This is a genomic window from Microbispora hainanensis, from assembly GCF_006874475.1.
GTDB classification, from domain to species: domain Bacteria; phylum Actinomycetota; class Actinomycetes; order Streptosporangiales; family Streptosporangiaceae; genus Microbispora; species Microbispora hainanensis.
The window spans coordinates 50,227-73,365 of record NZ_VIRM01000036.1 but is presented as its reverse complement, the minus strand read 5'-3'; the positions used below and the strand labels follow the sequence as shown (position 1 = coordinate 73,365).

Annotated in this window: 23 protein-coding genes and 1 riboswitch; of the genes, 6 read left to right on the top strand and 17 right to left on the bottom strand. The window is 72.0% G+C overall.

The window, feature by feature from the left end; all coding sequences use genetic code 11:
- Positions 1–14: 14 nt before the first annotated feature.
- A complete protein-coding gene (locus FLX08_RS26195) occupies positions 15–755 on the bottom strand; it encodes a TetR/AcrR family transcriptional regulator (RefSeq protein WP_142622370.1) in 741 nt (246 codons plus the stop codon).
- 62 nt (positions 756–817) lie between these two features.
- On the opposite strand from FLX08_RS26195, the gene FLX08_RS26190 reads away from it, so the two are divergent.
- A complete protein-coding gene (locus tag FLX08_RS26190; protein WP_244312896.1) occupies positions 818–1,579 on the top strand; it encodes a class I SAM-dependent methyltransferase in 762 nt (253 codons plus the stop codon).
- 30 nt (positions 1,580–1,609) lie between these two features.
- Here the strand turns inward: FLX08_RS26190 and panC are convergent, their stop codons facing one another.
- Positions 1,610–2,479 carry a pantoate--beta-alanine ligase gene (panC, locus tag FLX08_RS26185; RefSeq protein WP_142622368.1) on the bottom strand — a complete coding sequence of 290 codons (870 nt, stop codon included), beginning with the start codon at positions 2,477–2,479 and terminating at the stop codon, positions 1,610–1,612.
- A complete protein-coding gene (locus tag FLX08_RS26180) occupies positions 2,470–3,360 on the bottom strand; it encodes a Rossmann-like and DUF2520 domain-containing protein (protein WP_142622366.1) in 891 nt (296 codons plus the stop codon). The genes panC and FLX08_RS26180 overlap by 10 nt, the downstream gene beginning before the upstream one ends.
- A gap of 113 nt (positions 3,361–3,473) precedes the next feature.
- Here FLX08_RS26180 and FLX08_RS26175 point away from each other — a divergent pair, with 113 nt between their 5' ends.
- Positions 3,474–4,490 (top strand): SAM-dependent methyltransferase, encoded by a 1,017-nt coding sequence (locus tag FLX08_RS26175; RefSeq protein ID WP_341874348.1) that lies wholly within the window; start codon positions 3,474–3,476, stop codon positions 4,488–4,490.
- On the opposite strand, the gene FLX08_RS26170 is transcribed toward FLX08_RS26175, so the two are convergent.
- Positions 4,480–5,679: a cytochrome P450 gene (locus tag FLX08_RS26170; RefSeq protein WP_244312895.1), complete on the bottom strand. Its 1,200-nt coding sequence runs from the start codon at positions 5,677–5,679 to the stop codon at positions 4,480–4,482. The genes FLX08_RS26175 and FLX08_RS26170 overlap by 11 nt on opposite strands.
- Before the next feature lie 76 nt (positions 5,680–5,755).
- Here FLX08_RS26170 and FLX08_RS26165 point away from each other — a divergent pair, with 76 nt between their 5' ends.
- The 3 genes from FLX08_RS26165 to FLX08_RS26155 all read left to right on the top strand — a co-directional run bounded on the left by FLX08_RS26165 (position 5,756) and on the right by FLX08_RS26155 (position 9,406).
- Positions 5,756–6,433, top strand: a complete 678-nt coding sequence (locus FLX08_RS26165) for a pentapeptide repeat-containing protein (protein ID WP_142622362.1) — start codon at positions 5,756–5,758, stop codon at positions 6,431–6,433.
- Between the two features lie 60 nt (positions 6,434–6,493).
- A riboswitch (SAM riboswitch) is annotated at positions 6,494–6,609 on the top strand.
- A gap of 49 nt (positions 6,610–6,658) precedes the next feature.
- Positions 6,659–7,945 carry an aminotransferase class V-fold PLP-dependent enzyme gene (locus FLX08_RS26160; protein WP_425280641.1) on the top strand — a complete coding sequence of 429 codons (1,287 nt, stop codon included), beginning with the start codon at positions 6,659–6,661 and terminating at the stop codon, positions 7,943–7,945.
- Positions 7,946–8,221: 276 nt separating this feature from the next.
- Entirely contained in the window at positions 8,222–9,406 is a 1,185-nt protein-coding gene (locus FLX08_RS26155) for an NADH-quinone oxidoreductase subunit D (protein WP_142622360.1), read from the top strand.
- A gap of 16 nt (positions 9,407–9,422) precedes the next feature.
- Here FLX08_RS26155 and FLX08_RS26150 read toward each other — a convergent pair whose 3' ends face one another.
- The 11 genes from FLX08_RS26150 to dacB form a co-directional block, all read right to left on the bottom strand.
- A complete protein-coding gene (locus FLX08_RS26150) occupies positions 9,423–9,872 on the bottom strand; it encodes a DUF3180 domain-containing protein (protein ID WP_142622358.1) in 450 nt (149 codons plus the stop codon).
- Positions 9,873–9,888: 16 nt separating this feature from the next.
- Positions 9,889–10,389, bottom strand: a complete 501-nt coding sequence (gene folK, locus FLX08_RS26145; protein WP_142622356.1) for a 2-amino-4-hydroxy-6-hydroxymethyldihydropteridine diphosphokinase — start codon at positions 10,387–10,389, stop codon at positions 9,889–9,891.
- Entirely contained in the window at positions 10,386–10,769 is a 384-nt protein-coding gene (folB, locus tag FLX08_RS26140) for a dihydroneopterin aldolase (protein ID WP_142622354.1), read from the bottom strand. Before folB ends, folK begins: the two co-directional genes overlap by 4 nt.
- A complete protein-coding gene (locus FLX08_RS26135; RefSeq protein ID WP_142622352.1) occupies positions 10,766–11,191 on the bottom strand; it encodes a nuclear transport factor 2 family protein in 426 nt (141 codons plus the stop codon). The genes folB and FLX08_RS26135 overlap by 4 nt, the downstream gene beginning before the upstream one ends.
- A gap of 22 nt (positions 11,192–11,213) precedes the next feature.
- The gene (gene folP / locus FLX08_RS26130; RefSeq protein WP_142622350.1) at positions 11,214–12,086 is read right to left on the bottom strand and encodes a dihydropteroate synthase; all 873 of its coding nucleotides are present in this window, start codon (positions 12,084–12,086) and stop codon (positions 11,214–11,216) included.
- Positions 12,087–12,160: 74 nt separating this feature from the next.
- Positions 12,161–12,757: a GTP cyclohydrolase I FolE gene (gene folE, locus FLX08_RS26125; protein WP_244312894.1), complete on the bottom strand. Its 597-nt coding sequence runs from the start codon at positions 12,755–12,757 to the stop codon at positions 12,161–12,163.
- A 3-nt stretch (positions 12,758–12,760) separates the two neighbouring features.
- Positions 12,761–14,767 carry an ATP-dependent zinc metalloprotease FtsH gene (gene ftsH, locus FLX08_RS26120; protein WP_142622348.1) on the bottom strand — a complete coding sequence of 669 codons (2,007 nt, stop codon included), beginning with the start codon at positions 14,765–14,767 and terminating at the stop codon, positions 12,761–12,763.
- Between the two features lie 269 nt (positions 14,768–15,036).
- On the bottom strand, positions 15,037–15,594 hold the full coding sequence (hpt, locus tag FLX08_RS26115; RefSeq protein ID WP_221890016.1) for a hypoxanthine phosphoribosyltransferase: 558 nt from the start codon (positions 15,592–15,594) through the stop codon (positions 15,037–15,039).
- Between the two features lie 12 nt (positions 15,595–15,606).
- Positions 15,607–16,617, bottom strand: a complete 1,011-nt coding sequence (gene tilS, locus FLX08_RS26110; protein ID WP_142622346.1) for a tRNA lysidine(34) synthetase TilS — start codon at positions 16,615–16,617, stop codon at positions 15,607–15,609.
- Positions 16,618–16,709: 92 nt separating this feature from the next.
- Positions 16,710–17,759 (bottom strand): zinc-dependent metalloprotease, encoded by a 1,050-nt coding sequence (locus tag FLX08_RS26105; RefSeq protein ID WP_208761663.1) that lies wholly within the window; start codon positions 17,757–17,759, stop codon positions 16,710–16,712.
- A 57-nt stretch (positions 17,760–17,816) separates the two neighbouring features.
- A complete protein-coding gene (gene dacB / locus FLX08_RS26100) occupies positions 17,817–19,202 on the bottom strand; it encodes a D-alanyl-D-alanine carboxypeptidase/D-alanyl-D-alanine endopeptidase (RefSeq protein WP_244312893.1) in 1,386 nt (461 codons plus the stop codon).
- An 86-nt stretch (positions 19,203–19,288) separates the two neighbouring features.
- On the opposite strand from dacB, the gene FLX08_RS26095 reads away from it, so the two are divergent.
- Entirely contained in the window at positions 19,289–19,792 is a 504-nt protein-coding gene (locus tag FLX08_RS26095; RefSeq protein ID WP_142622344.1) for an inorganic diphosphatase, read from the top strand.
- Position 19,793: 1 nt separating this feature from the next.
- On the opposite strand, the gene FLX08_RS26090 is transcribed toward FLX08_RS26095, so the two are convergent.
- Both FLX08_RS26090 and FLX08_RS26085 read right to left on the bottom strand, forming a co-directional pair.
- Positions 19,794–20,960 (bottom strand): C40 family peptidase, encoded by a 1,167-nt coding sequence (locus FLX08_RS26090; protein WP_142622342.1) that lies wholly within the window; start codon positions 20,958–20,960, stop codon positions 19,794–19,796.
- A gap of 103 nt (positions 20,961–21,063) precedes the next feature.
- Positions 21,064–23,100 carry a hypothetical protein gene (locus tag FLX08_RS26085; protein WP_142622339.1) on the bottom strand — a complete coding sequence of 679 codons (2,037 nt, stop codon included), beginning with the start codon at positions 23,098–23,100 and terminating at the stop codon, positions 21,064–21,066.
- Positions 23,101–23,139: the final 39 nt, after the last annotated feature.

The following is a 23,139-nucleotide window of genomic DNA, read 5'->3' as shown; positions in this document are numbered from 1 at the left end:
CGCCCCGCCCCCTCCTACAAGAGACGCGCCGCAGGACCGGCGCCCGTTACGGGGCCGGCGCCTGTGTCAGCTGCGGTGTCTGTGCCGGGAGTGGCGCCCGTCGCGGGGTCGGCGCCCGTCGCAGGGCCGGCGCAGAGCTGGGCGGCAAGAGTGGCGCCGGCCCATTCCTCCCACTGGTCCTGCGACCAGCCGCGATCCCGCACGAAGAGCAGGTACAGGTCCGGGCTGAGCAGGCAGAACAGCAGGTCCGCCGCCGTCTCGACGGAGACGCCGGGCCCCACGCCGGGCTTGCCCGCCAGCGCCTCGGCCGCGGCGCGCTGCACGACGTAGCGCGGGTCGGGGCCGTCCGGCCACTGGGCGGCGATCTGCGGGTCGGCGGCCCGGGCGGACTCGATCATCGGCATGAGCGGGGCGACCCGGCCGAGGATCTCACTCGTGCCGCGTACGTGCGCGCGCACCTGGCCGGCCGCGGTGGGCTCGGCGCACGCGGCGCGGAACCACTCGCGGTCCATGACGGCCACCGGCTCGGTGTCGCCGGCGATGGAGGTGTCGACGACCTCCTTGAACAGCGCGCGCTTGTTGCCGAAGACGAAGTAGACCGTCTGGACGGCCACGCCCGCCCGGTCGGCGACCTCCTGCAGGCTCGTCGCCCCGTAGCCCTGCGCGACGAACAGCTCCCGCGCCGCCTGGATGACCTTCTCCCGGGTGCGGCGTGAACGCTCGGCCCGTTTGTCCGGCCGCTTGACGGTGCTCATGGCGCGAGTATATCTCTAGAGTTAATCACTAGAGTCCACCTCTAAGAACATGGAGCGGGGTCATGGACAAGCCGAACACCACCGACGCGGGCACCGAACGAGACCTGGAGGAGGCCGTACGCCGAGCGCTGGAGAGCTACTACCGGGACGGCAAGCCGCCCTGGGACACCGGCGTGACGCCGCCCGAGCTGGTCGCCCTGATCGAGGGGCACAGCGAGAGGGACGGCGAGAGGGACGGCGAGGGGAACGCGGCGGGAAACGGCCGGGCGCACGGGGCCGGCGACGGCGGGGCGGAGAACGGCCGGGCGGACGGGGCCCGCGACGGCGGGGCGGGGAACGGCGCGCTGCCGCCCGGCCGGGCCCTGGAGCTGGGCTGCGGCACCGGCACCGGCACCAACGCCGTCTACCTGGCCCGGCACGGCTGGGAGGTCGTGGCCGTCGACCTCGTCGACCGCGCGATCGAGGAGGCCAGGGTGAGGGCCGACGCGGCGGGAGTGGCCGTACGGCTACTGCAGGGAGACGTCACCCGGCTCGACGAGCTGGACGCGCCCGGCCCCTATGACCTGTTCTTCGACCTGAGCTGCTTCTGCGGCATTCCGCCGCACCGCCGCGACGCCTACGCCGCCGGGCTCACCCGCCGCGCCGCCCCCGGCTCACGGCTGCTGATGTTCGGGTATGGCCCCGGCACGCTCGGCGACACGTTCTCGGGCGTCACCGCGGACGAGCTGCGGGCCAGGTTCGAGGGCTGGGAGCTGGTCGACGTCACGCCCGGGACGAACCCGTTCCCCACCTTCTGGTTCACGCTCCAGGCGGGGAACGCCTGAGGTCGCAGCAGGCCGGGAAACCCCGGGGCCCTACAGGGTCAGCACCATGTTGTCGATGAGGCGGGTGGTGCCGACCTTGGCGGCCACGGCCAGGATCGCCTCGCCGCGGTGGTCGTCGGCGACCGGGGCGAACGTCGCGGGGTCGGCCAGGATCAGGTAGTCGAGCAGCAGCGGCGGGTCGAAGCGGGCCGCCTCCTCCAGCACGGCCCGTGCGGCGTCGAGGATCCCGGCCGGTCCGGCGATCTCGGCCCGCGCCGCCCCGGCCCGCGCCGCCCCGGCCCGCAGCGCCCGCGACAGCGCGAGCGCGGTGCGGCGGTCGGCCTCGGACAGATACCTGTTGCGGCTCGACAGCGCGAGGCCGTCGGGCTCCCGCACGGTCGGGGCGCCGACGATCGACACCGGCACGTCGAGGTCGGCCACCATCCGCCGGATCAGCGCGAGCTGCTGGGCGTCCTTCTGCCCGAAGACCGCGACGTCCGGCCGCACCAGGTTGAACAGCTTGAGCACCACGGTCAGCACGCCGTCGAAGTGGCCGGGCCGGAAGGCGCCCTCGACCACGCCGCCCATGCCGCCTGCCGAGACCTGCACCTGGCGGTCCGGCAGGTACATGTCCTCGGCCGAGGGCGCGAAGACCACGGCCACGCCCTCCTCCTCGCACACCCGGAGGTCGGCGTCGAATGTACGGGGATAGCGGGAGAAGTCCTCGTTGGGACCGAACTGCAGGGGATTGACGAACACGCTCACCACCACGTGGTCGGCGTGCTCGCGCGCCAGCCGAAGCAGCGACCGGTGGCCCTCGTGGAGCGCCCCCATCGTGGGGACCAGGGCGATCCTCCCAGGGCCGAGCTCGTCCCTCGCCTTGTCGAGGGCGGCGCGGTCGGCGGCGACGGTCAGGTCCATATGTTCCCTCCCAGGGCGTCCAGCAGGCGTTCGGCCGCCTCCGGTTTGAGCAGGCCCGCCGCGAGCGCCCGGTCGGCGGTGAGCCGCGCCAGGGCGACGTACGCGTCCGCGGCCTCGGGGGCGGCCAGGATGAGCGCGTCGACGTGCTTGCGCACGGTGCCCGCGTCGCCGCGGACCACGGGCCCGGTGAGCCCGCTGATGCCGAGACGCAGCACGTTGTCGAGTGCCGCGCTGAGCAGGGGGCCGAGCATCCGGCCGGGATGCTCCACGCCGATCTTCGCGAGCAGTTCCTGCGACTCGGCGACCAGCGTCACCATGTGGTTCGCGGCGCCGGCCAGGGCGGCGTGATAGAGCGGCCGGTCGCGGTCGGCGATCCACACGGGCTCGCCGCCCATCTCGATCACCAGCGCCTCGGCCACCGGCCGCAGCATGTCGGGCGCGGTGACGCCGAACGAGCAGCCGTTGAGCCGGGTCAGGTCGTCGCTCCTGCCGGTGAACGTCATCACGGGGTGGAGCGCGAGCGGCAGCGCCCCCGCCTCGGCCGCGGGGTCGAGCACGCCCAGGCCGTACGCGCCGCTGGCGTGCACGAGCAGCTTGCCGCGCAGGTCGGCGCCGGTGGCGGCGAGGCCGGAGACGAGGCCGGGCAGCACGTCGTCGGGCACGGTCAGCAGCACGAGCTCGGACCGCGCGATCACCTCGTCCGGCCTGCTGAGCTTCAGGCCGAGGCGGTCGGCGGCGCGCCGCGCCGACGCGTCGGATACGCCGCTGGCCGCAACCACGCGATGACCCGCGAGCATGAGCGCGGCTCCGAGCACGGAGCCGACCCGTCCCGCGCCGAGCACTCCTACGGCGAGCCGCGCCGGCCGGTCACTTGTGTCCATGACGCCTCCCCTCGGTTCAGCGTAGCGGCGGCGCTCCCGCCGGCCCGGGCGTGGCCCAACGGTCGGATTTTGTCCCGTTTCTCACGGGCCTATGTTGAGCCATAAGTACGAAAGTGACTACTTTTCGTCACGGCTTCGGCGTGTCGGTAACGTACATCGGTGTGGAGGTCACCTGGCGGGAGGCCATGCGGCGGGCGCTCTACGGCGCGGAGGGCTTCTATCTGCGGGAGCGTCCCGACCGGCATTTCCGCACGTCGGTGCATGCCTCGCCGGTCTTCGCCGAGGCCGTGCTGCGCCTGCTCCGGCGGACCGACGCCGCCCTCGGCAGGCCCGACCGGGTCGATCTCGTCGACATGGGCAGCGGCAACGGCCTGCTGGCCGCCCGCGTGCTCGCCGCCGCGCCGCCGGACCTCGCGGAGCGGCTGCGGGTCATCGCCGTCGACCTGTCCCCCCGGCCCGGCGATCTCGATCCCCGCGTCGCCTGGGAGCCGGAGGCGCCGTACGGGATCGTCGGCCTGGTGATCGCCAACGAGTGGCTCGACAACGTGCCGCTCGACGTCGCCGAGATGACGCCGGACGGCCCTCGCCTGGTGCTCGTGCACCCCTCGACCGGCGACGAACGGCTTGGGCCCGCGCCCTGCCCCGAGGATCTGGCCTGGCTGGAGCGCTGGTGGCCGCTGCGCTCGCCGGGGGAACGCGCCGAGATCGGCCGTCCGCGCGACGAGGCGTGGGCCTCGGTGATCACGCGGCTGGTGCGCGGCACGGCGGTCGCGGTCGACTACGCCCACCTGTCCGGGCGGCGGCCCCCGCTCGGCACGATCACCGGATATCGCGACGGCGCGGTGGTGCCGGCCACACCGGACGGGTCGTGCGACATCACGGCCCATGTCGCGCTGGACGCCTGCGCGGCGGCAGGCGAGCGGGCGGGGGCACGGGAGACCACGCTCACCACGCAGCGGGAGGCGCTGCGCGACCTGGGGGTCACCGGCGCCCGGCCGCCGCTCGCGCAGGCGTCCGCCGATCCCGCCGGATACGTACGCGCGCTCGGCCGGGCCTCGCAGGAGGCCGAACTGATCGACCCGGCCGGTCTCGGCGGCTTCGGCTGGCTCGGCCAGGTCGTCAGACGGTGACCTTGAGCGACTCCAGGCCGCGCATGATGTAGCTGGGCTTCCAGGCGGGCTCCTCGGCGAGCTCCAGCTTGGGCGCGAGCCGCAGCAGGGCGGCGAACGACTCGGCCATCTCGACCCGCGCGAGCGGCGCGCCGAGGCAGAAGTGGATGCCGGCGCCGAACGAGATGTGCGGGTTGTCCGTCCGGCCGAGGTCGAGACGGTCGGGGTCGGCGAAGACCTCGGGGTCCCGGTTGGCCGAGCCGAACAGCAGCGCGATCTCCACACCCCGGGGGATCGTCACCCCGCCGACCTCGATGTCCTCCAGCACCCACCGCTCGAACATCTGCGCCGGGGTGTCGTAGCGCAGCAGCTCCTCGACCGCCGTCGGCATCAGGCCGGGGTCGGCGCGCAGCCGCTCCAGCTCACCGGGGTTGCGGAACAACGCCCACCATCCGCTGCCGGTGGCGTTGACCGTGGCCTCGTGACCGGCGTTGAGCAGCAGCACGCAGGTGCCGATCAGCTCGTCCTCGGTCAGCCGGTCTCCGTCGTCCACCACCTGGGCCAGCGCCGAGATCATGTCGTCGCCCGGCCGCTCCCTGCGCGCCCTGGCCAGCCCGCGTAGATAGTCGGCGAACTCCGTGGCCGCGCGTACGGCCGTGTGCTGGGCCTCCAGCGACGGGTGCAGCTCGTACATGCCGCAGATGCCGGCCGACCAGGGACGCAGCAGGTGCCGGTCCGACTCGGGCACGCCCAGCATCTCGGCGATCACGGTGACCGGCAGCGGCTCGGCCACCTCGGCCAGCAGGTCGCCGCCGCCGCGCTCGACGAGCCCCTCGGTCAGCTCGGTCGCGATCCGCCGCACCCGGGGACGCAGCGACTCGACCATGCGGGGCGTGAACGCCTTGGACACCAGGCGGCGCAGCCGCGTGTGGACCGGCGGCTCGACGTCGAGCATCCCGGCCCGGATCACCCGCCAGAACGGTTCCTGGAACTCCGGCTCGGGCTCGCGGCCGAACGCCTCATGCGTCGCCACGTGCAGGTAGGACCGGCCGAGGCGCCGGTCGCGCAGCAGCGCGTTCACATCCGCGTGTCGGGCGATCAGCCACTGCCCTGTCGGCTCGAAGAAGCTGACCGGATCGTTGTCGCGCAGGTCTCGGTAGGCGTCATAGGGGTACGCGATGAACTCGGCATTCCAGGGATCAAACTTCACAATGGACAACAATACGGATGAAAGGCCTTGCTCGGGAGTACGGGCCTGCGGGTCCCTCATGGCGTACGTTGGGGCGATGCCCAAGCGTCGCGCACCGCATCGCAGGGAACCCCGCGAACTCGGCGACCTGCCCTACGCCGACCACCTGGAGCCGTTCGACGGCCGGCTCGATCACGGCGGCGACTACGACACGGTCCTGTTCGACGGGCAGGAGTTCGAGGACGCCGACGCCGGAGGCGCCCGGTTCATCGAGTCGGCGTTCACCTCGGTGACGTTCATCGGCGGCCGATACCGGCGCGCCCGGTTCTCCGACGTGTGGCTGAACGGCGTGCGCTGGGTGGGCGGCGACCTCACCGAGTCGGTCTGGGCGGACGCGGAGATCGTCATGAGCGCCCCGGCCGGCACGGCGCTGCCCGGCGCCGAGCTGCACCAGGTGTTCTTCCACCGCTGCAAGCTCGACTCGGTCAACTTCCGCGCGGCCGATCTGCGGGAGGTCTCGTTCGTCGAGTGCACCCTGCGCGACGTGGACTTCGCGGGCGCCACGCTGACCGGCGTCACCTTCCCCGGCTCCACGCTCGAACGGGTGCGGTTCGACAAGGCCCGCATGTCCCGGGTCGACCTGCGCGGCGCGGTGTCCCTGGGCCTCTCCGACGGCTACGACGCGCTGCGCGGCGCGACCATCAGCGGCGTCCAGCTGATGGAGCTCGCGCCGATGTTCGCCCACGTCCTGGGGGTCACGGTCGACAACGACTGACTTCGTCCGAGTCGCCCGCACTTGCGTCCCGAGGGCGGTGCCGGGTTATAGTGCCGTCCAGGTCATGAGTGCCAGCGTCAAGCCCCGGCTTGCTGGCCGGCAACCCTCGCGCTCGCGGCGGGGTGCCCCGGGTGAGGACCGGGCTCGGCACGAGGTGTGCCGGGCAAGCGCGGGCTCCGCCTTCCGACGCCATGGCCGGGGTCCCCGACCTCAGGAGGCTTGGCGTTGTCCGCACTCACGTTCGTCCAGCAGGCCGTCACCCGCATCTCCGGCACGCCCGAACCCGCTCCCGTCCTCCTGCCGGCCGTCGTCGGCGCCGATCTGGAGGTGCCCGTCAGGGGCGGCAGGCTCGTGCCGTACGCGAACCTCGATTACGCGGCGAGCGCGCCCTGTCTCGAGCCGGTGAACGCCGCCGTCGCGGCGGCGCTGCCGGCCTACTCCAGTGTCCACCGGGGTGCGGGCTACGCCTCGCAGCTCACGACGGCCCGCTATGAGCAGGCCAGGCACACCGTGCGGGCCTTCGTCGGCGCCCGCCCCGACGACGCGCTCGTCTTCGTGCGCAACACGACCGACGCGATGAACCTGCTGGCCCGCAGCCTCCCCGAGGGCACCACCGTCGTCGTGTTCGAGACCGAGCACCACGCCTCGCTGCTGCCCTGGCCCGACGCCGTACGGCTCGCGCCGCCCGCCTTCCCCGGCGAGGCGCTCCGGGCGGCCGACGAGGCGCTGGCCGCGATCGAGGGCCCGGCCCTGCTCGTCGTCACCGCCGCCTCCAACGTCACCGGCGAGCTGTGGCCGATCGCCGGGCTGGCCCACATCGCCCACCGGCACGGCGCGCGGATCGCCGTGGACGCCGCCCAGTTCGTCCCCCACCGCGGGCTCAACCTCGCCGCGCTCGACCTCGACTACGTGGCCTTCTCCGGGCACAAGCTCTACGCCCCGTTCGGGGCCGGGGTGCTCGTGGGCCGGCCCGACTGGCTCGCCGACGCCGACCCGTACCTGCGCGGCGGCGGAGCCGTACGGTCGGTGGGCGAGACCACCGAGTGGAGCGACGACCCCGAGACGCGGCACGAGGCGGGCACTCCCAACGTGCTCGGAGCGATCGCGCTCGCCGCCGCCTGCGACGCGCTGACCGCGACCGGCTGGGCCGCGCTGGTGCGGGAGGAGGAGCGGCTGCTCGCCCGCCTGCGCGCCGGGCTCGCCGCGATCCCCGGCGTCCGCGAGCTGTCGCTGTGGGGTCAGGACCACCCGCGCGTCGGCATCGTGTCGTTCGTCGTGGAGGGCCGCACGGCCCGGGAGGTCGCCGAGGCCCTGTCGGGCGACTGGGGCATCGGCGTCAGGGACGGCAAGTTCTGCGCCCACCCGTTCGTCCGCCACCTCCTCGGCGGCGGGCAGGACGGCGGCTGCGCCGACGGCACGGTCAGCGCCGTACGCGCCTCGATCGGCATCGGCACCACCACCGAACACGTCGACCGCCTCGTCGAGGCCCTACGCGAGATCGCCACCGCCTGAAGAAGGCTCGGATCGGGGATCTCGCCCGAGAGATCCCCGATCGGCGGGCTGACGACCGCGCGCCTCGGCGAGCAGCTTTCTCGCGCCCTCCTCGATCACGGATGGAGAGACGCCGGCCTCGTACAGTTCCCGCTCAAGGTCGGCCCAGTCCCCCGGCACCCTCTTCGGCATGTTCACTCAGTCGGTATAACGCCGTCCGCGTGGGGCGGCGGGCGCGTCTGTGCGATGCCTTCGCCGTCTTCGCTCGTTCGGGGCGGGCGTGAAAGCATGGACGGTATGACGACCGAGCAGGAGGGCGTGCGCCGGGAACAGATCGTGGGGCTCGGCGCGGGCGCCGACGCCGTGCAGGCGAGGGAGCTGGCCACCGAGGACATGATCCTCAACATCGGCCCGCAGCATCCGTCCACCCACGGCGTGCTGCGGCTGCGGCTCGTCCTCGACGGCGAGCGCATCACGGCCGCCGAGCCGATCGTCGGCTACATGCACCGCGGCGCGGAGAAGCTCTTCGAGGTGCGCGACTACCGGCAGATCATCGTGCTGGCCAACCGGCACGACTGGCTGTCGGCGTTCGCCAACGAGCTGGGCGTCGTGCTCGCGGTCGAGCGCATGCTGGGCATGCAGCCCCCGCCCCGGGCGGTGTGGGCCAGGACGCTGCTGGCCGAGCTCAACCGCGTGCTCAGCCACCTGATGTTCCTCGGCAGCTATCCCCTGGAGCTCGGCGCGATCACGCCGGTCTTCTACGCCTTCCGCGAGCGGGAGACCCTGCAGCACGTCATGGAGGAGATCTCCGGCGGCCGCATGCACTACATGTTCAACCGGGTGGGCGGGCTGAAGGAGGAGCTGCCCCTGGGCTGGCTCGACCGCGTCACCGCCGCCGTCGCGGCCGTCCGGCGACGGCTGCCCGACATCGAGGAACTGATCGCCGGCAACGAGATCTTCCTGGCCCGCACCCGCGGCGTCGGCGTGCTCGACCGCGAGACGATCATGCAGTACGGCGTGAGCGGCCCCGTCGCGCGGGCCTCGGGCGTCGACTTCGACCTGCGGCGCGACGAGCCCTACCTCGCGTACGGCGAGCTGCCGGTGAAGGTCGTGACCCGGTCGGCCGGGGACTGCCAGGCCCGGTTCCAGGTGCTGCTCGAACAGGTCAAGGTCTCTCTCGACCTCGCCGACGCCTGCGTCGAGCGGCTGCGGCACCTGCCGCCGGGGCCGATCAACCAGCGGCTGCCGAAGGTGCTGAAGGCGCCCGAGGGCCACACGTACGCCTGGACCGAGAACCCGCTCGGCCTGAACGGCTACTACCTCGTGTCGCGCGGCGAGAAGACGCCGTGGCGGCTCAAGCTGCGCAGCGCCTCCTACAACAACATCCAGGTGCTGCGGGAGATGCTGCCGGGCAACCTGGTCGCCGACATGATCGCCATCCTCGGCTCGATGTTCTTCGTGGTGGGCGACATCGACAAGTAGATCGGCAGGTGGCCGGTCACGCCTCGCCGGAGGGCTTGCCGGGCACCCGGCAGCAGTGTTCGAGGAACAGCGCCGCGCAGATCAGGATCACGCAGGCCACGAACGACCCGCCGCCGACGAGCGCGTCCTGGCGGGGCTTGTCGAGGTCGAGCAGTTCGAGCACGTGCACCACGAACCCGGCGAAGATGCCGCCGAACACCGCCCCGGCGTACGCCGTGGCCTTGGCCAGCGCCGCGAGACGGGCGACGGCCAGCGGCTCGACGGGCTTGGTGTGCGGGCGGCGCAGGATCCTCGCCCGGGTCAGCCACCCCGTGTACGCCTCACCGATGGCCAGCAGCAGCGTGGTGGGGATCGCGGTCCACGGCAGGGTCGGCACGGAGGAGTAGAACCGCAGCAGCAGTCCCCAGGTGAGCAGGCCGAACACGAGCACGAGACCGACGAGCACGCCGGGGTTGGTGGGCTTCACTCGGGGACTCCTCGTCTCAGGCCGGGGGTTCGAGCACGAGGTCGGGCCGCAGCCGCACCCCGCTCTGGTCCGTGCCGGCCAGCAGGGCCGCCACCGAACCGCGTCCGGGCAGCACCGCCCCCGGATCGACCTGTGCCCACGGGACCAGCACGAACGCCCGCTCGTGCGCCCGGGGGTGCGGGAGCGTCAGCACCGGGTCGTCGGACATCAGGTCGCCGACCGTGATGAGGTCCACGTCGAGCGTGCGCGGGCCCCACCGCTCCCTGCGCTCGCGGCCGAAGGCGGTCTCGATGCTCTGGACACGGTCGAGCAGCGTGCGGGGATCGAGAATGCTGTCGGCGACCACCACCGCGTTCAGGTACGGACCCTGCTCGGGCCCGCCGACCGGGTCGGTCTCGTAGACGGGCGACGCCGCCACGAACGTGAGCCCGGGAGCGTCGAAGAGCTCGTCGACGGCTCCCTGGAGGTTTTCCATCCGGCGGCCGAGGTTGCTGCCGAGCGCGATCACGACCCTCATGCGCGGCCCCTCCTGATCGTCACCACCACGTCGCCGAACGGCAGCGGGATGGGCGCCGCCGGTTTGTGCACGCTGACCTCTACCTCCGAGACCAGCTCGTGGGCCAGGCAGGCCGCCGCCAGCCGTTCCGCGAGGGTTTCGATGAGGTTGACCGGCTCGCCCTCCACGATGCGGACGAGCTCCATCGCCAGTGCCCCGTAGTCCACGGTGAGCGTGAGGTCGTCGGCCGCCGCCGCCGGGGCGGTGTCGAACGACAGGGCCACGTCGATCACGAACTCCTGGCCCAGCTCACGCTCCGCGGGCAGGCAGCCGTGCCTGCCGCGGGCCCGCAGGCCCGTCAGCCGCACGGTGTCCCGACCGGTCGCCGCCCGCGCCGTCACTGCTCCTGGTCCTCCTCGTCGTCGTCGCTCTGCAGGACCGGTGAGCCGTGGTAGAGCCACAGCCGCCAGCCGGTCCCGGTGCGCACATAGGTGCTGGAGGCGACGACCCGGCCGGCCGCGAAGCCCGGCTCGTCGGTGTCGGCGGCCGTGAGGATGTTCTCCGCGCAGGTGATCACGGCGACGTCCCCGATCACGGCCGTCTGCACGTCGGTGAGCACGAACTGGATGTAGGGCGTGTTCGCCATGATGAGCGCCCAGGAGCGCAGCACCTCCGACCGCCCGGTCAGCATGGGCCAGCCGGGGTGGACGCACATGGCCGGTCGTCCCGGGACGTCCTCGATCCAGATCTCCGACATCGTGTCGAGGTCGCCGCTCTCGATGGCGTTGTAGAACGCCTCGTTGAGCTCCTCGATGTCCTTCATCGGCGTCCCTGTCGGCATCTCGTCACCGGCCCTCGTCGGCATGTCGTACGACTGCTGCCCCCCACGCGGCGGCCACCCGCACCGCGTCGGCGTTCGGCCGCACCCGGTGCACCCGGACGCACCACGCGCCGGCCCGCGCCGCGAGCGCGGTGACGGCGAGTGTGGCGTCGTCGCTGCCGTCGAACGGCCGGGGCTCGCCGTCCGGCCCCGCCAGCAGGCGGCCGAGGAAGCGCTTCCTCGACGCCCCGATCAGCAACGGGCGGCCGAGGCCGTTCAGCTCGCCGATGCCGGCCAGCAGGGCCCAGTTGTGCTCGGCGTTCTTGGAGAATCCGAGGCCCGGGTCGAGCACGATCTGCTCCTCCCGCACGCCCTCGGCCAGCACGGAGTCGACCCGCTTGCGCAGCTCCTCCGCCACCTCGGTCACGACGTCGCCGTAAATGGCCCGGCTGTCCATGTCGCGGCTGTGCCCGCGCCAGTGCATCACGACGTACGGCACGCCGGTCGCGGCCACCACCCGGGGCATCACCGGATCGGCCAGCCCGCCGCTCACGTCGTTGACGAGCTTCGCCCCCGCCGCGACGGCCGCCTCGGCCACCTCCGCGCGCATGGTGTCGACGCTGACCGTCACGCCCTCCTCGGTGAGCGTGCGGATCACCGGCTCGACACGGCGCAGCTCCTCGTCGAGGGACACCCGCGCCGCACCCGGGCGGGTGGACTCCCCGCCCACGTCGACGATGTCGGCGCCCTCGGCCACCAGATCGAGCCCGTGCCTGATCGCCACGTCGGGGTCGAACCACTGCCCGCCGTCCGAGAAGGAGTCAGGGGTGACGTTGACCACGCCCATGACCAGACAGCGCCCAGACTCGGGCATACCGGGCACACTTGCTGCGGTCATGGGGTCAAGACTAGTGCCCCGGGACTCGTTGCCTGCCGGGCAGGAGCGGCGTCCCAATCGGCCGTCGTCCGCGCTCAGCCGCGCAGGATCAGCGACATGGCCTCGGCCCTGGTCGCCTCGCTGGAACGGAAGTCACCCCGGACGGCCGACGTGATCGTCTTGGCGCCGGGCTTGCGCACGCCGCGCATGGTCATGCACATGTGCTCGGCCTCGATGACCACGATCACGCCGCGCGGCTCAAGCACCTGCATCAGGCCGTCGGCGATCTGGGAGGTCATCCGCTCCTGCACCTGCGGCCTGCGGGCGTAGACATCCACCAGCCTGGCCAGCTTGGACAGGCCGGTGATGCGCCCCTTCTCGTTGGGCGTGTAGCCGATGTGGGCCACGCCGTGGAACGGGAGCAGATGGTGCTCGCAGGTGGACATCACCTCGATGTCCTTGACGAGCACCATCTCGTCGTGGTCCGCGTCGAACATCGTGGTCAGCGCGTCTTCGGGCCGCTGGCCCAGGCCGGCGAACTGCTCGGCGAACGCGCGGGCCACGCGGGCCGGGGTGTCCCGGAGCCCGTCGCGATCGGGGTCCTCCCCGATCGCGAACAGGATCTCCCTGACCGCCTTCTCGATCCGGTCGTGGTCGAAGCCGGGGGGCGGCCCCACCATGGGTTCGGCCATGGATCAGGCCTCGTCGTGCTGCGTCGACTGGTCGTTGACCCACGGAGTGGAGCCGCTCCCGCCCGCGGGCAGCGCCGAGCCGTTGCCGTTCGCGCGCTCCTTCGGCGTGATGACCGGAGGACGGTCGGACGGCAGGCGCTTGCCGTAGCCGGCGTACGAGGGACGCTTCTCCTTGGGCACGACCGGCGAGAAGATCTCGAGGACCTGCTCGCGGGAGAGCGTCTCCTTCTCCATCAGTTCGAGCACGAGGTTGTCGAGCACGTCGCGGTATTGGACCAGGATCTCCCACGCCTGGTCGTGCGCGCTCTCGATGAGGCGGCGGACCTCCTCGTCGATCGCCGAGGCGATCTGCTCGGAGTAGTCGCGCTCGTGGCCCATCTCACGGCCGAGGAAGACCTCGCCGTTGCCGCTGCCGAACTTGCGGGCGCCGAGGCGCTCGCTCATGCCGTATTCGGTGACCATGCGGCGGGCGATAGAGGTCGCCTTCTCGATGTCGTTGGACGCGCCGGTGGTGGGCTCGTGGAAGACGAGCTCCTCCGCGGTGCGGCCGCCGAGCAGCATGGCGAGCTGGTCCATCATCTCGGACCGGGTCGCGAGGAACTTGTCCTCCATCGGCAGCGTCATCGTGTAACCGAGGGCGCGGCCGCGGGACAGAATCGTGATCTTGTGGACCGGGTCGGAGTTGGGCAGCGCGTGGGCCACCAGGGCGTGGCCGCCCTCGTGGTAGGCGATGATCTTCTTCTCCTGGTCCGACATGACCCGGGACTTGCGCTCGGGACCGGCCATCACGCGGTCGATCGACTCTTCGAGCGTGTTCATCGTGATGAGCTTCTGGTCCTGCCGGGCGGTCAGCAGGGCCGCCTCGTTGATCACGTTCGCGAGGTCGGCGCCGGTGAAGCCGGGCGTCCTGCGGGCGATCACGTCGAGGTCGACGTCCTGCGCGAACGGCTTGCCGCGGCCGTGGACGCGCAGGATGCCCTTGCGGCCCTCCAGGTCGGGCCGGTCGATGACGACCTGCCGGTCGAAGCGGCCGGGGCGCAGCAGCGCGGGGTCGAGGATGTCGGGGCGGTTGGTCGCGGCGATGAGGATCACGCCGCCCTTGACGTCGAAGCCGTCCATCTCGACGAGGAGCTGGTTGAGGGTCTGCTCGCGCTCGTCGTGGCCGCCGCCGAGGCCCGCGCCGCGGTGCCGGCCGACGGCGTCGATCTCGTCGATGAAGATGATCGCCGGGGCGTTCGCCTTGGCCTGCTCGAACAGGTCGCGGACGCGGGAGGCGCCGACGCCGACGAACATCTCGACGAAGTCGGAACCGGAGATCGAGTAGAACGGCACGCCCGCCTCACCCGCGACGGCGCGGGCGAGCAGGGTCTTGCCGGTGCCGGGCGGGCCGTAGAGCAGCACGCCCTTGGGGATCTTGGCGCCGATCGCCTGGAACTTGGCCGGGGCCTGGAGGAACTCCTTGATCTCCTGGAGCTCCTCGATGGCCTCGTCGGCCCCCGCGACGTCGGCGAAGGTCGTCTTCGGGGTGTCCTTGGTGATCAGCTTGGCCCGCGACTTGCCGAAGTTCATCACCCGGGAGCCGCCGCCCTGCATCTGGTTCATGATGAACAGGAAGATCAGGACGATGATGATGATCGGCAGGAAGCTGACGAGCAGGCTGACGAGGAAGTTCTCCTTCGCCACGTCGACGGTCCAGCCCTGGGGGGGCTTGGCCTGCTCAAGCGCCTGCGTGAGCTGGACGCCCTGACCCTCGACCCACAGCGCCTGGATGCGGTCGGTCGACTTGCCCGACACCTCGATGGGCCGGTTGAGCGTCAGCTCGACGCGCTGGTCCTTGTCGACCACGGTCGCGCTCTTGACATTGCCCTGCTGGATCTGCTGGACGACCGTCGAGGTGTCGGCGGTGGTGTAGTTGCCGCCGCCGCCGAACATCGTGGTGACGAGCAGGAGAAGCAATACGATGCCCAGGATCCACAGCAGTGGGCCACGTGTAAATCGCTTGAGATCCATCCGTTGCGGAACCCCGGCGGGCCCGTCCCTTCCTGACCAAGGCCTGCCCCGGGAAACCCCGGGGTCGCGGCATCCCTTACCGCTCCTTCTGGCTACCGCGGGGCGGCCGACCGGCCCCTCCCACGGATATCCGAAGGTACACCCGGCAGCCGCGTCGGGTAACTGCCCGAGCGGCTCCGGCTTTGCCTTTCCAACGTACGTCAGCCAAGCCCGTGTTCCCCGACCTGGCGCCCAATAACGCCTGATTCGAGGGTCACTTCGCTAAGGGCTTACTCCCCTCCGTACACATGAGGCGCAAGAGTCCCGATGAACGGCAGGTTGCGATACCGCTCGGCGTAATCGAGCCCGTACCCGATGACGAACTCGTTGGGGATGTCAAAACCGACGTAACGGACGTCCAACTCGACCTTCACCGCGTCCGGCTTGCGCAGCAGCGTGCAGATCTCCACGGACGCCGGGTTGCGCGACTTCAGGTTGTTCATCAACCACGAGAGGGTCAACCCGGAATCGATGATGTCCTCGACCACGAGCACGTGCCGGCCGGCGATGTCGGTGTCGAGGTCCTTCAGCACCCGCACCACACCGGACGACACGGTCCCCGCGCCGTACGAGGAAACGGCCATCCAGTCCATCTGCACGGGCACGTGCAGCGCCCGGGCGAGATCGGCCATGACCATGACCGCGCCCTTGAGCACGCCGACGATCAACAGTTCGTTACCGGCGTAGTCGGCGTCGATCTGCCCCGCCAGTTCTCTGATCTTCTCCTGCAGCTCCTGCTCCGAGATGAGGACTTTGGAGAGATCCCTGCCCATGTCTGCTGCGTCCACCTGGGGTTTTCCTTACGCGAGCGAGAGTTTGTCCACGGCGAACACAAGGGTGCCACAGCGCCTGACCACCCCCACCCCCCCGGGTAGGTCCACTCCCTTCTGCCCGTGCCAGCCGGTCACCAGCCGCTCGACCGCCTCGATGTGCACGGCCGCGAGCGCGGCGGCGTTCGCCCCGGCCTCCACGGCCGCCCGCTGGATGACCCGCCGCCGCACCGCCCCCGGCACGTCCGCCAGCACGGACACGTCCAGCTCCCCCGCCGGGCCCCGCGACTTCGCGTGGACGGCCTCCGCCCACGCGTCCAGGGCGTCGGCGTCGTCCCTGCACAGCCGGGCCGTACGGGCCAGCGCCTCGGCGATCCCCGGCCCCAGCGCCGCCTCCAGCGCCGGGAGGACGTCGTGCCGCACCCGCACCCTGGTGTACGCCGGATCGTCGTTGTGCGGGTCGTCCCACGGGCGCAGGCCGAGGGCGTCGCACGCCTGCCTGGTGCGCGCCCGGCCGAGCCCCAGCAGGGGCCGCCGGTAGATCCCCGAGACCTCCGCCATGCCGGACAGGGACCGGGTGCCGCTGCCGCGGGCCAGGCGCAGCAGCACGGTCTCCGCCTGGTCGTCGCGCGTGTGGCCGAGCAGGACCGCGGCGGCGCCCAGGCGGTCTGCCGCGGCCGACAGCGCGGCGTAGCGGGCGTCGCGCGCCGCGGCCTCGGGGCCTCCGGCCGTGCCGACCGTGACGGTCAGCACCTCGGCCGGGTCGAGGCCGAGCGCGGGCGCGAGCCGTACGACGTCATGGGCCCGGCCGGCCGAGCCCTCCTGCAGGCCGTGGTCGACGGTGAGCAGCCCGGCGCGCAGGCCGAGGCGCGGGGCCGCGAAGCCGGTGGCCGCCGCCAGCGCCAGCGAGTCGGCGCCGCCGCTGCAGGCCACGAGGACGAGCGCACCGGACGACTCCCGCGACCCGGGAGAGACGGCGAGATCCGCGAGCGACAGCCGTACGGCGCGGCGGACGTCGGCGACGGCGGGATGCGGGCCCATGCGGCCATTCTGGCCGCCCCGGGCGGGCATGGGAAAACGCCCGACCGGCGGGCCGGGCGGGCGCGATCGGGCGGAGGCCGGGTGGATCCGCGTCAGGCGGAGGTCAGGACGCGCGACATCCAGGCGTGCGGGTCCGTGATCTCCTCGCGGTCGGGCAGGGTCTCAGGCGAGGTCCAGACCTTGTTGAACGACTCCATGCCGGCCTCGTCCACGACGGTGCGGACGAAGTGGGAGCCCTCGGCATACTGCTTCATCTTCAGCTCGATGCCGAGCAGGCGGCGTACGAGCTGGTCGAAGCGCGAACCGCCCTCGCGGCGGCGCTGGAACTTGGCGCGGATCTCGGCGACCGACGGCACGACGGACGGGCCCACCGCGTCCATGACGTAGTCGCCGTGCCCCTCCACCAGCGTCATCACGGCCGTCACGCGGTCGAGCACGGCCTTCTGCTCGGGCGTCTGAATGGCCTCGATCAGGTTGCCCTCGCCGCCCCGGAAGGCGTCGGCGACCGCGTCGGAGGCGGCGCGCAGGCGCTCCAGCAGGGTCGTCAGGTCCATCTCGGACGCGAGGAGGAACTCGGTCATCTGGCCGCGGACGTACTCCCGGAGCCAGGGGACGCCGGTGAACTGCACCCGGTGGGTCTCCTCGTGGAGGCACACCCACAGGCGGAAGTCACGGGGATCGACGCCCAGCTCGCGCTCGGCGTGCACGATGTTGGGCGCCACCAGCGTCAGGCGGCCGGTCGGGGCGTTGCCCGAGGGGTCGGGCGGGAGGAACAGCTCATACTGCCCGAGCACCCGGGAGGCGAGGAAGGCCAGCACCGCGCCGACCTCCAGCCCGGTGATGCGCGAGCCGACCGCGCCGACGACCGCCGGCATGTTCGACATCTTCTGCGTCAGCGGCTCCAGCACCACGCGGAAGCCGTCCACGTTCGCACGGATCCACCCGGGACGGTCGACCACGGTCGCCGCCTCGGGCGTCGCCGAGTCGATGCGGGTGAACTCCCGCACGTGCCCCTCGGCGTCCCGCGACAGCCTCCGCAGTTCGAGGACCGCCTGCCTGGCCTCCTCGCGGCTCACCTGAGGGCCGGGCCGCACAAGGCGCACCCCGGTCGCGACGGCCAGATCCCAGTCGATCACCTGCATACCCACCACCGTACGTTCTCCGACTTCTCGCCGCGCATGCAGGCGCGAGGGGGATAACTAGCTCTGGGAGACGATCGTGGCCATTTTGTCGAGGGCGGTGATCGCCTCCGGGGGGTTGGCCACTTGGTCGGCCATGAACGCGAAGGTCAGCAACCGGCCCTCGGATGTGTACGCGATGCCCGCCAGGGTGTTCACCCCGTTCAAAGTGCCCGTCTTCGCGCGCACCAATCCGGCGCCGGCCTTCGTATCGGACTTCCCATATCGATCGTGGAGAGTGCCGGTGAAATGCGCGACCGGCAGGCCGCTGATCAGCGAGTGCAGCTCCGGATGGGCGGGGGACGCCGCCACGGAGAGGATGTGGGCGAGGGCCGTCGGCGTGATCCTGTTCCTGGTGGACAGCCCGCTGCCGTCGTGGACCTCCACGCCGCCGCCCACGCGGAGGCGGGTGAGCACGCGCCCGACCGCCGCGGGCACGCCCTGGAAGGTGTGCGGCAGGCCCTCCTTGATGGCGGCATGACGGGCGAGCGCCTCGGCGAGATCGTTGTCGCTGTGGGTGAGCATCCGCTCGACGAGCGCGTAGATCGGGCCGGACTCCACCCGGGCCAGCTCCTGCGCGGTGGGCGCCGCCTTCGCGGCGTCGACCCCCTTGCCCACCTTGATGCCGTTCTTCCTGAGCAGGGTGGCGAATGCATCGGCGGTGGCCTGGGCCGGGTCCGGATAGCGGGCGCCGTTGGCGGCCCGGCCCTCGTCCATCATGAGCGCGGCGACCGGGGCGACGCTGCCCTCCGGGATGTATGTCGGCTTCCAGCCCGGCGCCGTCCGCGGCCCGTTGAAGAGGGACGCGTCGTACGACAGGTCCACCGAGGTGATCTTGGCGGCCTTGAGCGCCTTGGCCGTGCTCGACGCGAGCCGGGCGAGCGACGCCGGGCGCGGATAGGTCTTCTCCTGCTCGGCGGCGCTCGTCCGCGGGCCGGCCAGGGTCGGGTCGCCGCCGCCGACCAGGACGATCGACCTGGCGGAGGCCCCCCGTACGACCCGGGTGGCGAGGCGGGCGTCCGGCCCCACGGTGGCCAGCACCGTCAGGCCGGTGACGAGCTTGGTGGTCGAGGCCGGGGTGATGGCGGCGCCCGAGCGGCCGTCGAAGATCGGCGTCCCCGTCGCGACGTCGAGCACGATCCCGGCGACGCTGCCACCGAGGGCGGGGTCACCCATCGCAGCGGTGAGCCGGGTGGTCAAAGTACCCTTGGCGGGGAGAGCCCCGTCCCCCGCCGCGGCCAGAACCGGACCCGCGGTCACCAGGGGGATCGGGGTCGGCTTCGGGGACGCGACCGGAGCCGGGGTCCTGTCGGCGTCATGGGTGATCCAATAAGTGCCCGCGAGGACGACGAAGATCTGCAGCAGGGCGAGGGTGGCCACCACCATCCACCGCTCACGTCGCACCACAACGCCCTCATTTCGCGCCGACCTTGACCACGCCTACGAGACATTAACGCCAGCCCGGGAGACCGGGGACTCATGCGGAGGAACGAGTGGAGTTCGACGTTGTCGTTGAGATCCCCAAGGGACAACGGAACAAGTACGAGGTTGACCACAAGACCGGCCGCATACGTCTGGACCGCCTGCTTTTCACGTCTACCCAATACCCCGCCGACTACGGGTTCATCGAGAACACCCTCGGTGAGGACGGAGACCCGCTCGACGCGCTGGTCCTGCTCCAGGAGCCGACTTTTCCCGGTTGCCTGATCAGCTGCCGCGCTGTCGGAATGTTCCGGATGACCGACGAGAAGGGCGGCGACGACAAGGTCCTGTGCGTTCCGGCGACCGATCCCCGGATGGAGCACATCCGTGACATCCACCACGTCGCCGAGTTCGACCGGCTGGAGATCCAGCACTTCTTCGAGGTCTACAAGGACCTGGAGCCCGGCAAGTCGGTCGAGGGCGCCAACTGGGTGGGCCGCACCGAGGCCGAGGCCGAGATCCTCGCCAGCATCCGGCGCTTCCAGGAAACCGAGCACCACGACGAGGAGCACTGACTCAGCCGGGCCTGGTGGCGCCGACCAGATCGTGGCGCCAGATGGGCGAGATGCGCACCACGTCCCCCGTCTGGGGGGCGTGGACCATCATGCCGCGCCCTATGTAGATGCCCACATGATGGATGTCGCCGGGATTCCTGCTCAACCGGCCGTAGAAGATGAGGTCGCCGGTGCGCAGATCCCTGAGCGGGACGTGCCGTCCCGACGTCCACTGCGTGCCGGTCCAGTGATCGAGTGACACCCCGGCCCGCTGCCAGGCCCGCATCGTCAGCCCCGAGCAGTCGAAACCGGACGGGCCTGCGGCGGCCCACACGTACGGCTTGCCGATCTGTTTGAGCGCCCATTGGGCGGCCGTCTCGCCGGGTCCCGACCCGAGCCGCCCGGCCCAGGCCGGCGGTTTCAGACTCCTGTGTGCGGGGAGCGCCGTCCGCCTCACCACCTGCCGGGCCTTGGCCCTCGCCTCTTTCAGCTCGTCGACGCGGTCGCGCGCGGCTTCCAGGCGTTTGGAGATCTCCGCTTTTTCCTGCTCGATCTTCTTGGTCTGTTCGAGCTGTTCTTCGACGGCCCGCTGTGCCGCGTCCTTCGCCTGTCGCACCTCTTCGGCGCTCTGCGACTGCTCGGAGTAGGCACGGGCCGCCTGTTCTCGGAGGATTTCGAAGACCTGTTGCGCGTCTTTCAGCCGTTGCAGCGAAGCGGCCTGCTCGTCGCCGAGTTGCGTCAGCACGCTGGCTCTTCGCAGGAAGCGGTCCACGTCGCCGATGCCGCCGAGCATGGCCGCGGCGGACGGTGACAGCCGCAGCGTGCCGTACCCCTCGGCCACTCTCGCCGCCACCTCTCCGCGCAGCCGGGCGACCTGGTCGGCCGCCTGGCGGACCCGCCGCGCCGACTGCTCGTATGTGGCCTGCGCCTGCTCAAGCTGGACGAGCTGCCCGTTGTACGTCTCCACGAGCCGCTCGGCCTCGGTGTCCAGCGCCTCACGGCGGGCCTGCGCGGCCGCGAGATCGGCCTCGGCCCTGCCCAGTTCCTTCGCGCGCTCCTGCACCTGCTGTCGTGCCTTGGCGACGTCCTTCGCGGACGGTTTCGGATCGGCTCCCGCCGGGGCTCCGAAGGTCAGGACGAGACTTGACCCGAGCCCGGCGACCAGCCCCGATGCTCTGAGGAGTGGCAATTCCTTCCCCTTCCCTGCTCCACTCCCCTCACTTCCCGGCGACTACTCTCCGTACACATTTAAGTTACGCCCAGTAATCAACCTATGTGGTAGGTCGTCCCGTTTAGACGGGGAAAGCCCTTCGGGGTCCTCCGGAGCCTCCCGCCCCGGGGGTGCCGGAGGTGTCACGACGCTCCCTCGCGTGTTCGGAACCGCCGTCCCGAGGCCCTCCGGGCAGGCCCGGCGGGGAGCCGTCCCGGCCGGGGCGACCGGGAGCCGGACCGTCGCGGCGCGAGCCGTCCCGGCCGGAGCCACCGGGTTTGGCCTGCCGTGGCGGGCCGTCCTGCCTGACGCGCGGTGTCTTCGCGCCACCCGGTGTCTTCGCGCCACCCGGCGTCTTCCCGCCGCCTCCGGCGGCCGGTGCCTTCACGTTCGCGGGGTTCCGGGGCCTTCCGCCCGGGAAGCCCTGCCCCCGCCCACCGGCTCCTGCGACGGGCGCCACGCGCCAGCCGCCGTGTCCGAGGCGCCAGGGCGGTACGGATGAGGGCCCGCGGTGGTGAGCGGAGAGCTTGCGGGAAGGCGTGGACGTCGGCGGCCACTCCATGGAGGGACGGGGATGGTGCTGGTGGTCGTGCCAGGGCGGGCGGTGTCCCGGCCAGTGCGCGGGAGGCGGTCCGCCCCGGGGCGGCCAGCCCGGGCTGTGGCCGCCGGGCCCGTGTCCACCAGAACCCGGCCAACCCGAGCCGCCGGGGGTCGGCCCGGTGCCCGGAGTGCCCGGAGTGCCCGGAGTGCCCGGCGTCCCCGGGGTGCCCGGGGTGCCGGGGGTGACGGGAGTGATCGTGGGCTCGGGCGTCGGGCCGGACGGCGAGACGCCCGAGCCCTGCGAGGACGACGTCGCGGGGTGCGAGGACGGTTTCCCGTGCGGCGCGGGCCGGTGCGGCCGGTTGGCGGAGGGCGGCACGGGGGCGGGCAGCGGCATCGGGCGCGGCAGGGCGACCGGCCGCGCGGGAACCACGGGCGCGACCGGCTCGGCCAGGTCCGGGGAGACCGAGGGCACGGGCGAACTCCCGTCGGCCCCGTCGGCCTCGGTCCCGTCGGCGTCGGTCCCGTCAGCCTCGTCCGGCGACCCCTCGGGAGAGGCGGCGCCGCCGGAGGGGCCGGCCGACGCCTCCGCCGGGGGGAGCCGGAGCGGGCCGATCGTGTCGGCGGCCTGCTCGCGCAGGTCGCCGGCGAACTGGGCGAACACGAGCGCGATCGTCGCCACCGCCGCCAGGGCGGCCACGGCGCCCGCCACCGCCTGTGCGAGCCTGCCCTCGCGACGGCCGGCTCTCGGGAAGCCCGCGGCGCTGAGCCTGCCGACGCGTTTGGCGACGTACCGCCGATAGGGGACGAGCTCGGGGTCGATGAAGCTGCTGAGCACCCGCACCCGCAGGGTCTCGGGCAGGGCGATCTGCGGGAGCAGGCCGAACACCTTGGCCGGGGATACCTGCCGGACGCGCTGGCGCGCGCAGGTCTCGCACCGCGCCAGATGCCGGAGGAGCTGGGCCCGCGTCTGCGGGGTGAGCTCTCCTGTGAACCCCGTGAGGACGGCGGACGCCCGCGTGCAGTCGTGGGTGGCACGCCTGGCCAGGATCTCGACGGTCACCGTCTCGCGCAGGCGTTCGGTGGCCGCTTCGAGGAGCCCCTCGGCATAGCGCTCGCCGGTGCCGAGCACGGCGGCCAGGTCCCGGCCGGTCAGCCCGTGCCGGGTGACGAGTTCGAGCACCTCCCGGTCCTCGACCGACAGCGCGCCCACGGCGCTGCTCGCGACGAGGCGCAGGTCGGCCTCGGCGCCTTCGGCCGTGACGCCGGGGAAGGGCACGGTCACGACCGGGATCGGCCCGGTGTCCGGTCCGTCCCCCGCGCCCGGCGTCCGGCGGCGCATGCACTCGCCGCGGGCCAGGGCGTACAGCCAGGTGCGGAACCTGTCCGGGTCGGCCAGCGAGCCGACAAGCGCCTCCGCGGCGATCAGCGTGTCGCGCAGGGCGACCTGGGCGGCGTCGGGCCCGGCCAGCAAGGTGCGGCAATACCGGTAGAGATTGCCCGCATATGTGTCATATAGGGCGGCCAGCGCTCCCGGATCCCGGGCCTGCAACGCCTCGACCAGGACGCCATCATTCATATAACTGAGAGTAAATGCTCAGTAACTCCCCGCTCCACC

Coding starts and splice junctions, on each gene's coding strand:
- FLX08_RS26195 (WP_142622370.1), bottom strand. CDS start 755: ATGAGCACCGTCAAGCGGCCGGACAAACGGGCCGAGCGTTCACGCCGC.
- FLX08_RS26190 (WP_244312896.1), top strand. CDS start 818: ATGGACAAGCCGAACACCACCGACGCGGGCACCGAACGAGACCTGGAG.
- panC (WP_142622368.1), bottom strand. CDS start 2,479: ATGGACCTGACCGTCGCCGCCGACCGCGCCGCCCTCGACAAGGCGAGG.
- FLX08_RS26180 (WP_142622366.1), bottom strand. CDS start 3,360: ATGGACACAAGTGACCGGCCGGCGCGGCTCGCCGTAGGAGTGCTCGGC.
- FLX08_RS26165 (WP_142622362.1), top strand. CDS start 5,756: ATGCCCAAGCGTCGCGCACCGCATCGCAGGGAACCCCGCGAACTCGGC.
- FLX08_RS26155 (WP_142622360.1), top strand. CDS start 8,222: ATGACGACCGAGCAGGAGGGCGTGCGCCGGGAACAGATCGTGGGGCTC.
- folK (WP_142622356.1), bottom strand. CDS start 10,389: ATGAGGGTCGTGATCGCGCTCGGCAGCAACCTCGGCCGCCGGATGGAA.
- FLX08_RS26135 (WP_142622352.1), bottom strand. CDS start 11,191: ATGAAGGACATCGAGGAGCTCAACGAGGCGTTCTACAACGCCATCGAG.
- folP (WP_142622350.1), bottom strand. CDS start 12,086: ATGACCGCAGCAAGTGTGCCCGGTATGCCCGAGTCTGGGCGCTGTCTG.
- folE (WP_244312894.1), bottom strand. CDS start 12,757: ATGGCCGAACCCATGGTGGGGCCGCCCCCCGGCTTCGACCACGACCGG.
- ftsH (WP_142622348.1), bottom strand. CDS start 14,767: ATGGATCTCAAGCGATTTACACGTGGCCCACTGCTGTGGATCCTGGGC.
- tilS (WP_142622346.1), bottom strand. CDS start 16,617: ATGGGCCCGCATCCCGCCGTCGCCGACGTCCGCCGCGCCGTACGGCTG.
- FLX08_RS26105 (WP_208761663.1), bottom strand. CDS start 17,759: ATGCAGGTGATCGACTGGGATCTGGCCGTCGCGACCGGGGTGCGCCTT.
- FLX08_RS26085 (WP_142622339.1), bottom strand. CDS start 23,100: ATGAATGATGGCGTCCTGGTCGAGGCGTTGCAGGCCCGGGATCCGGGA.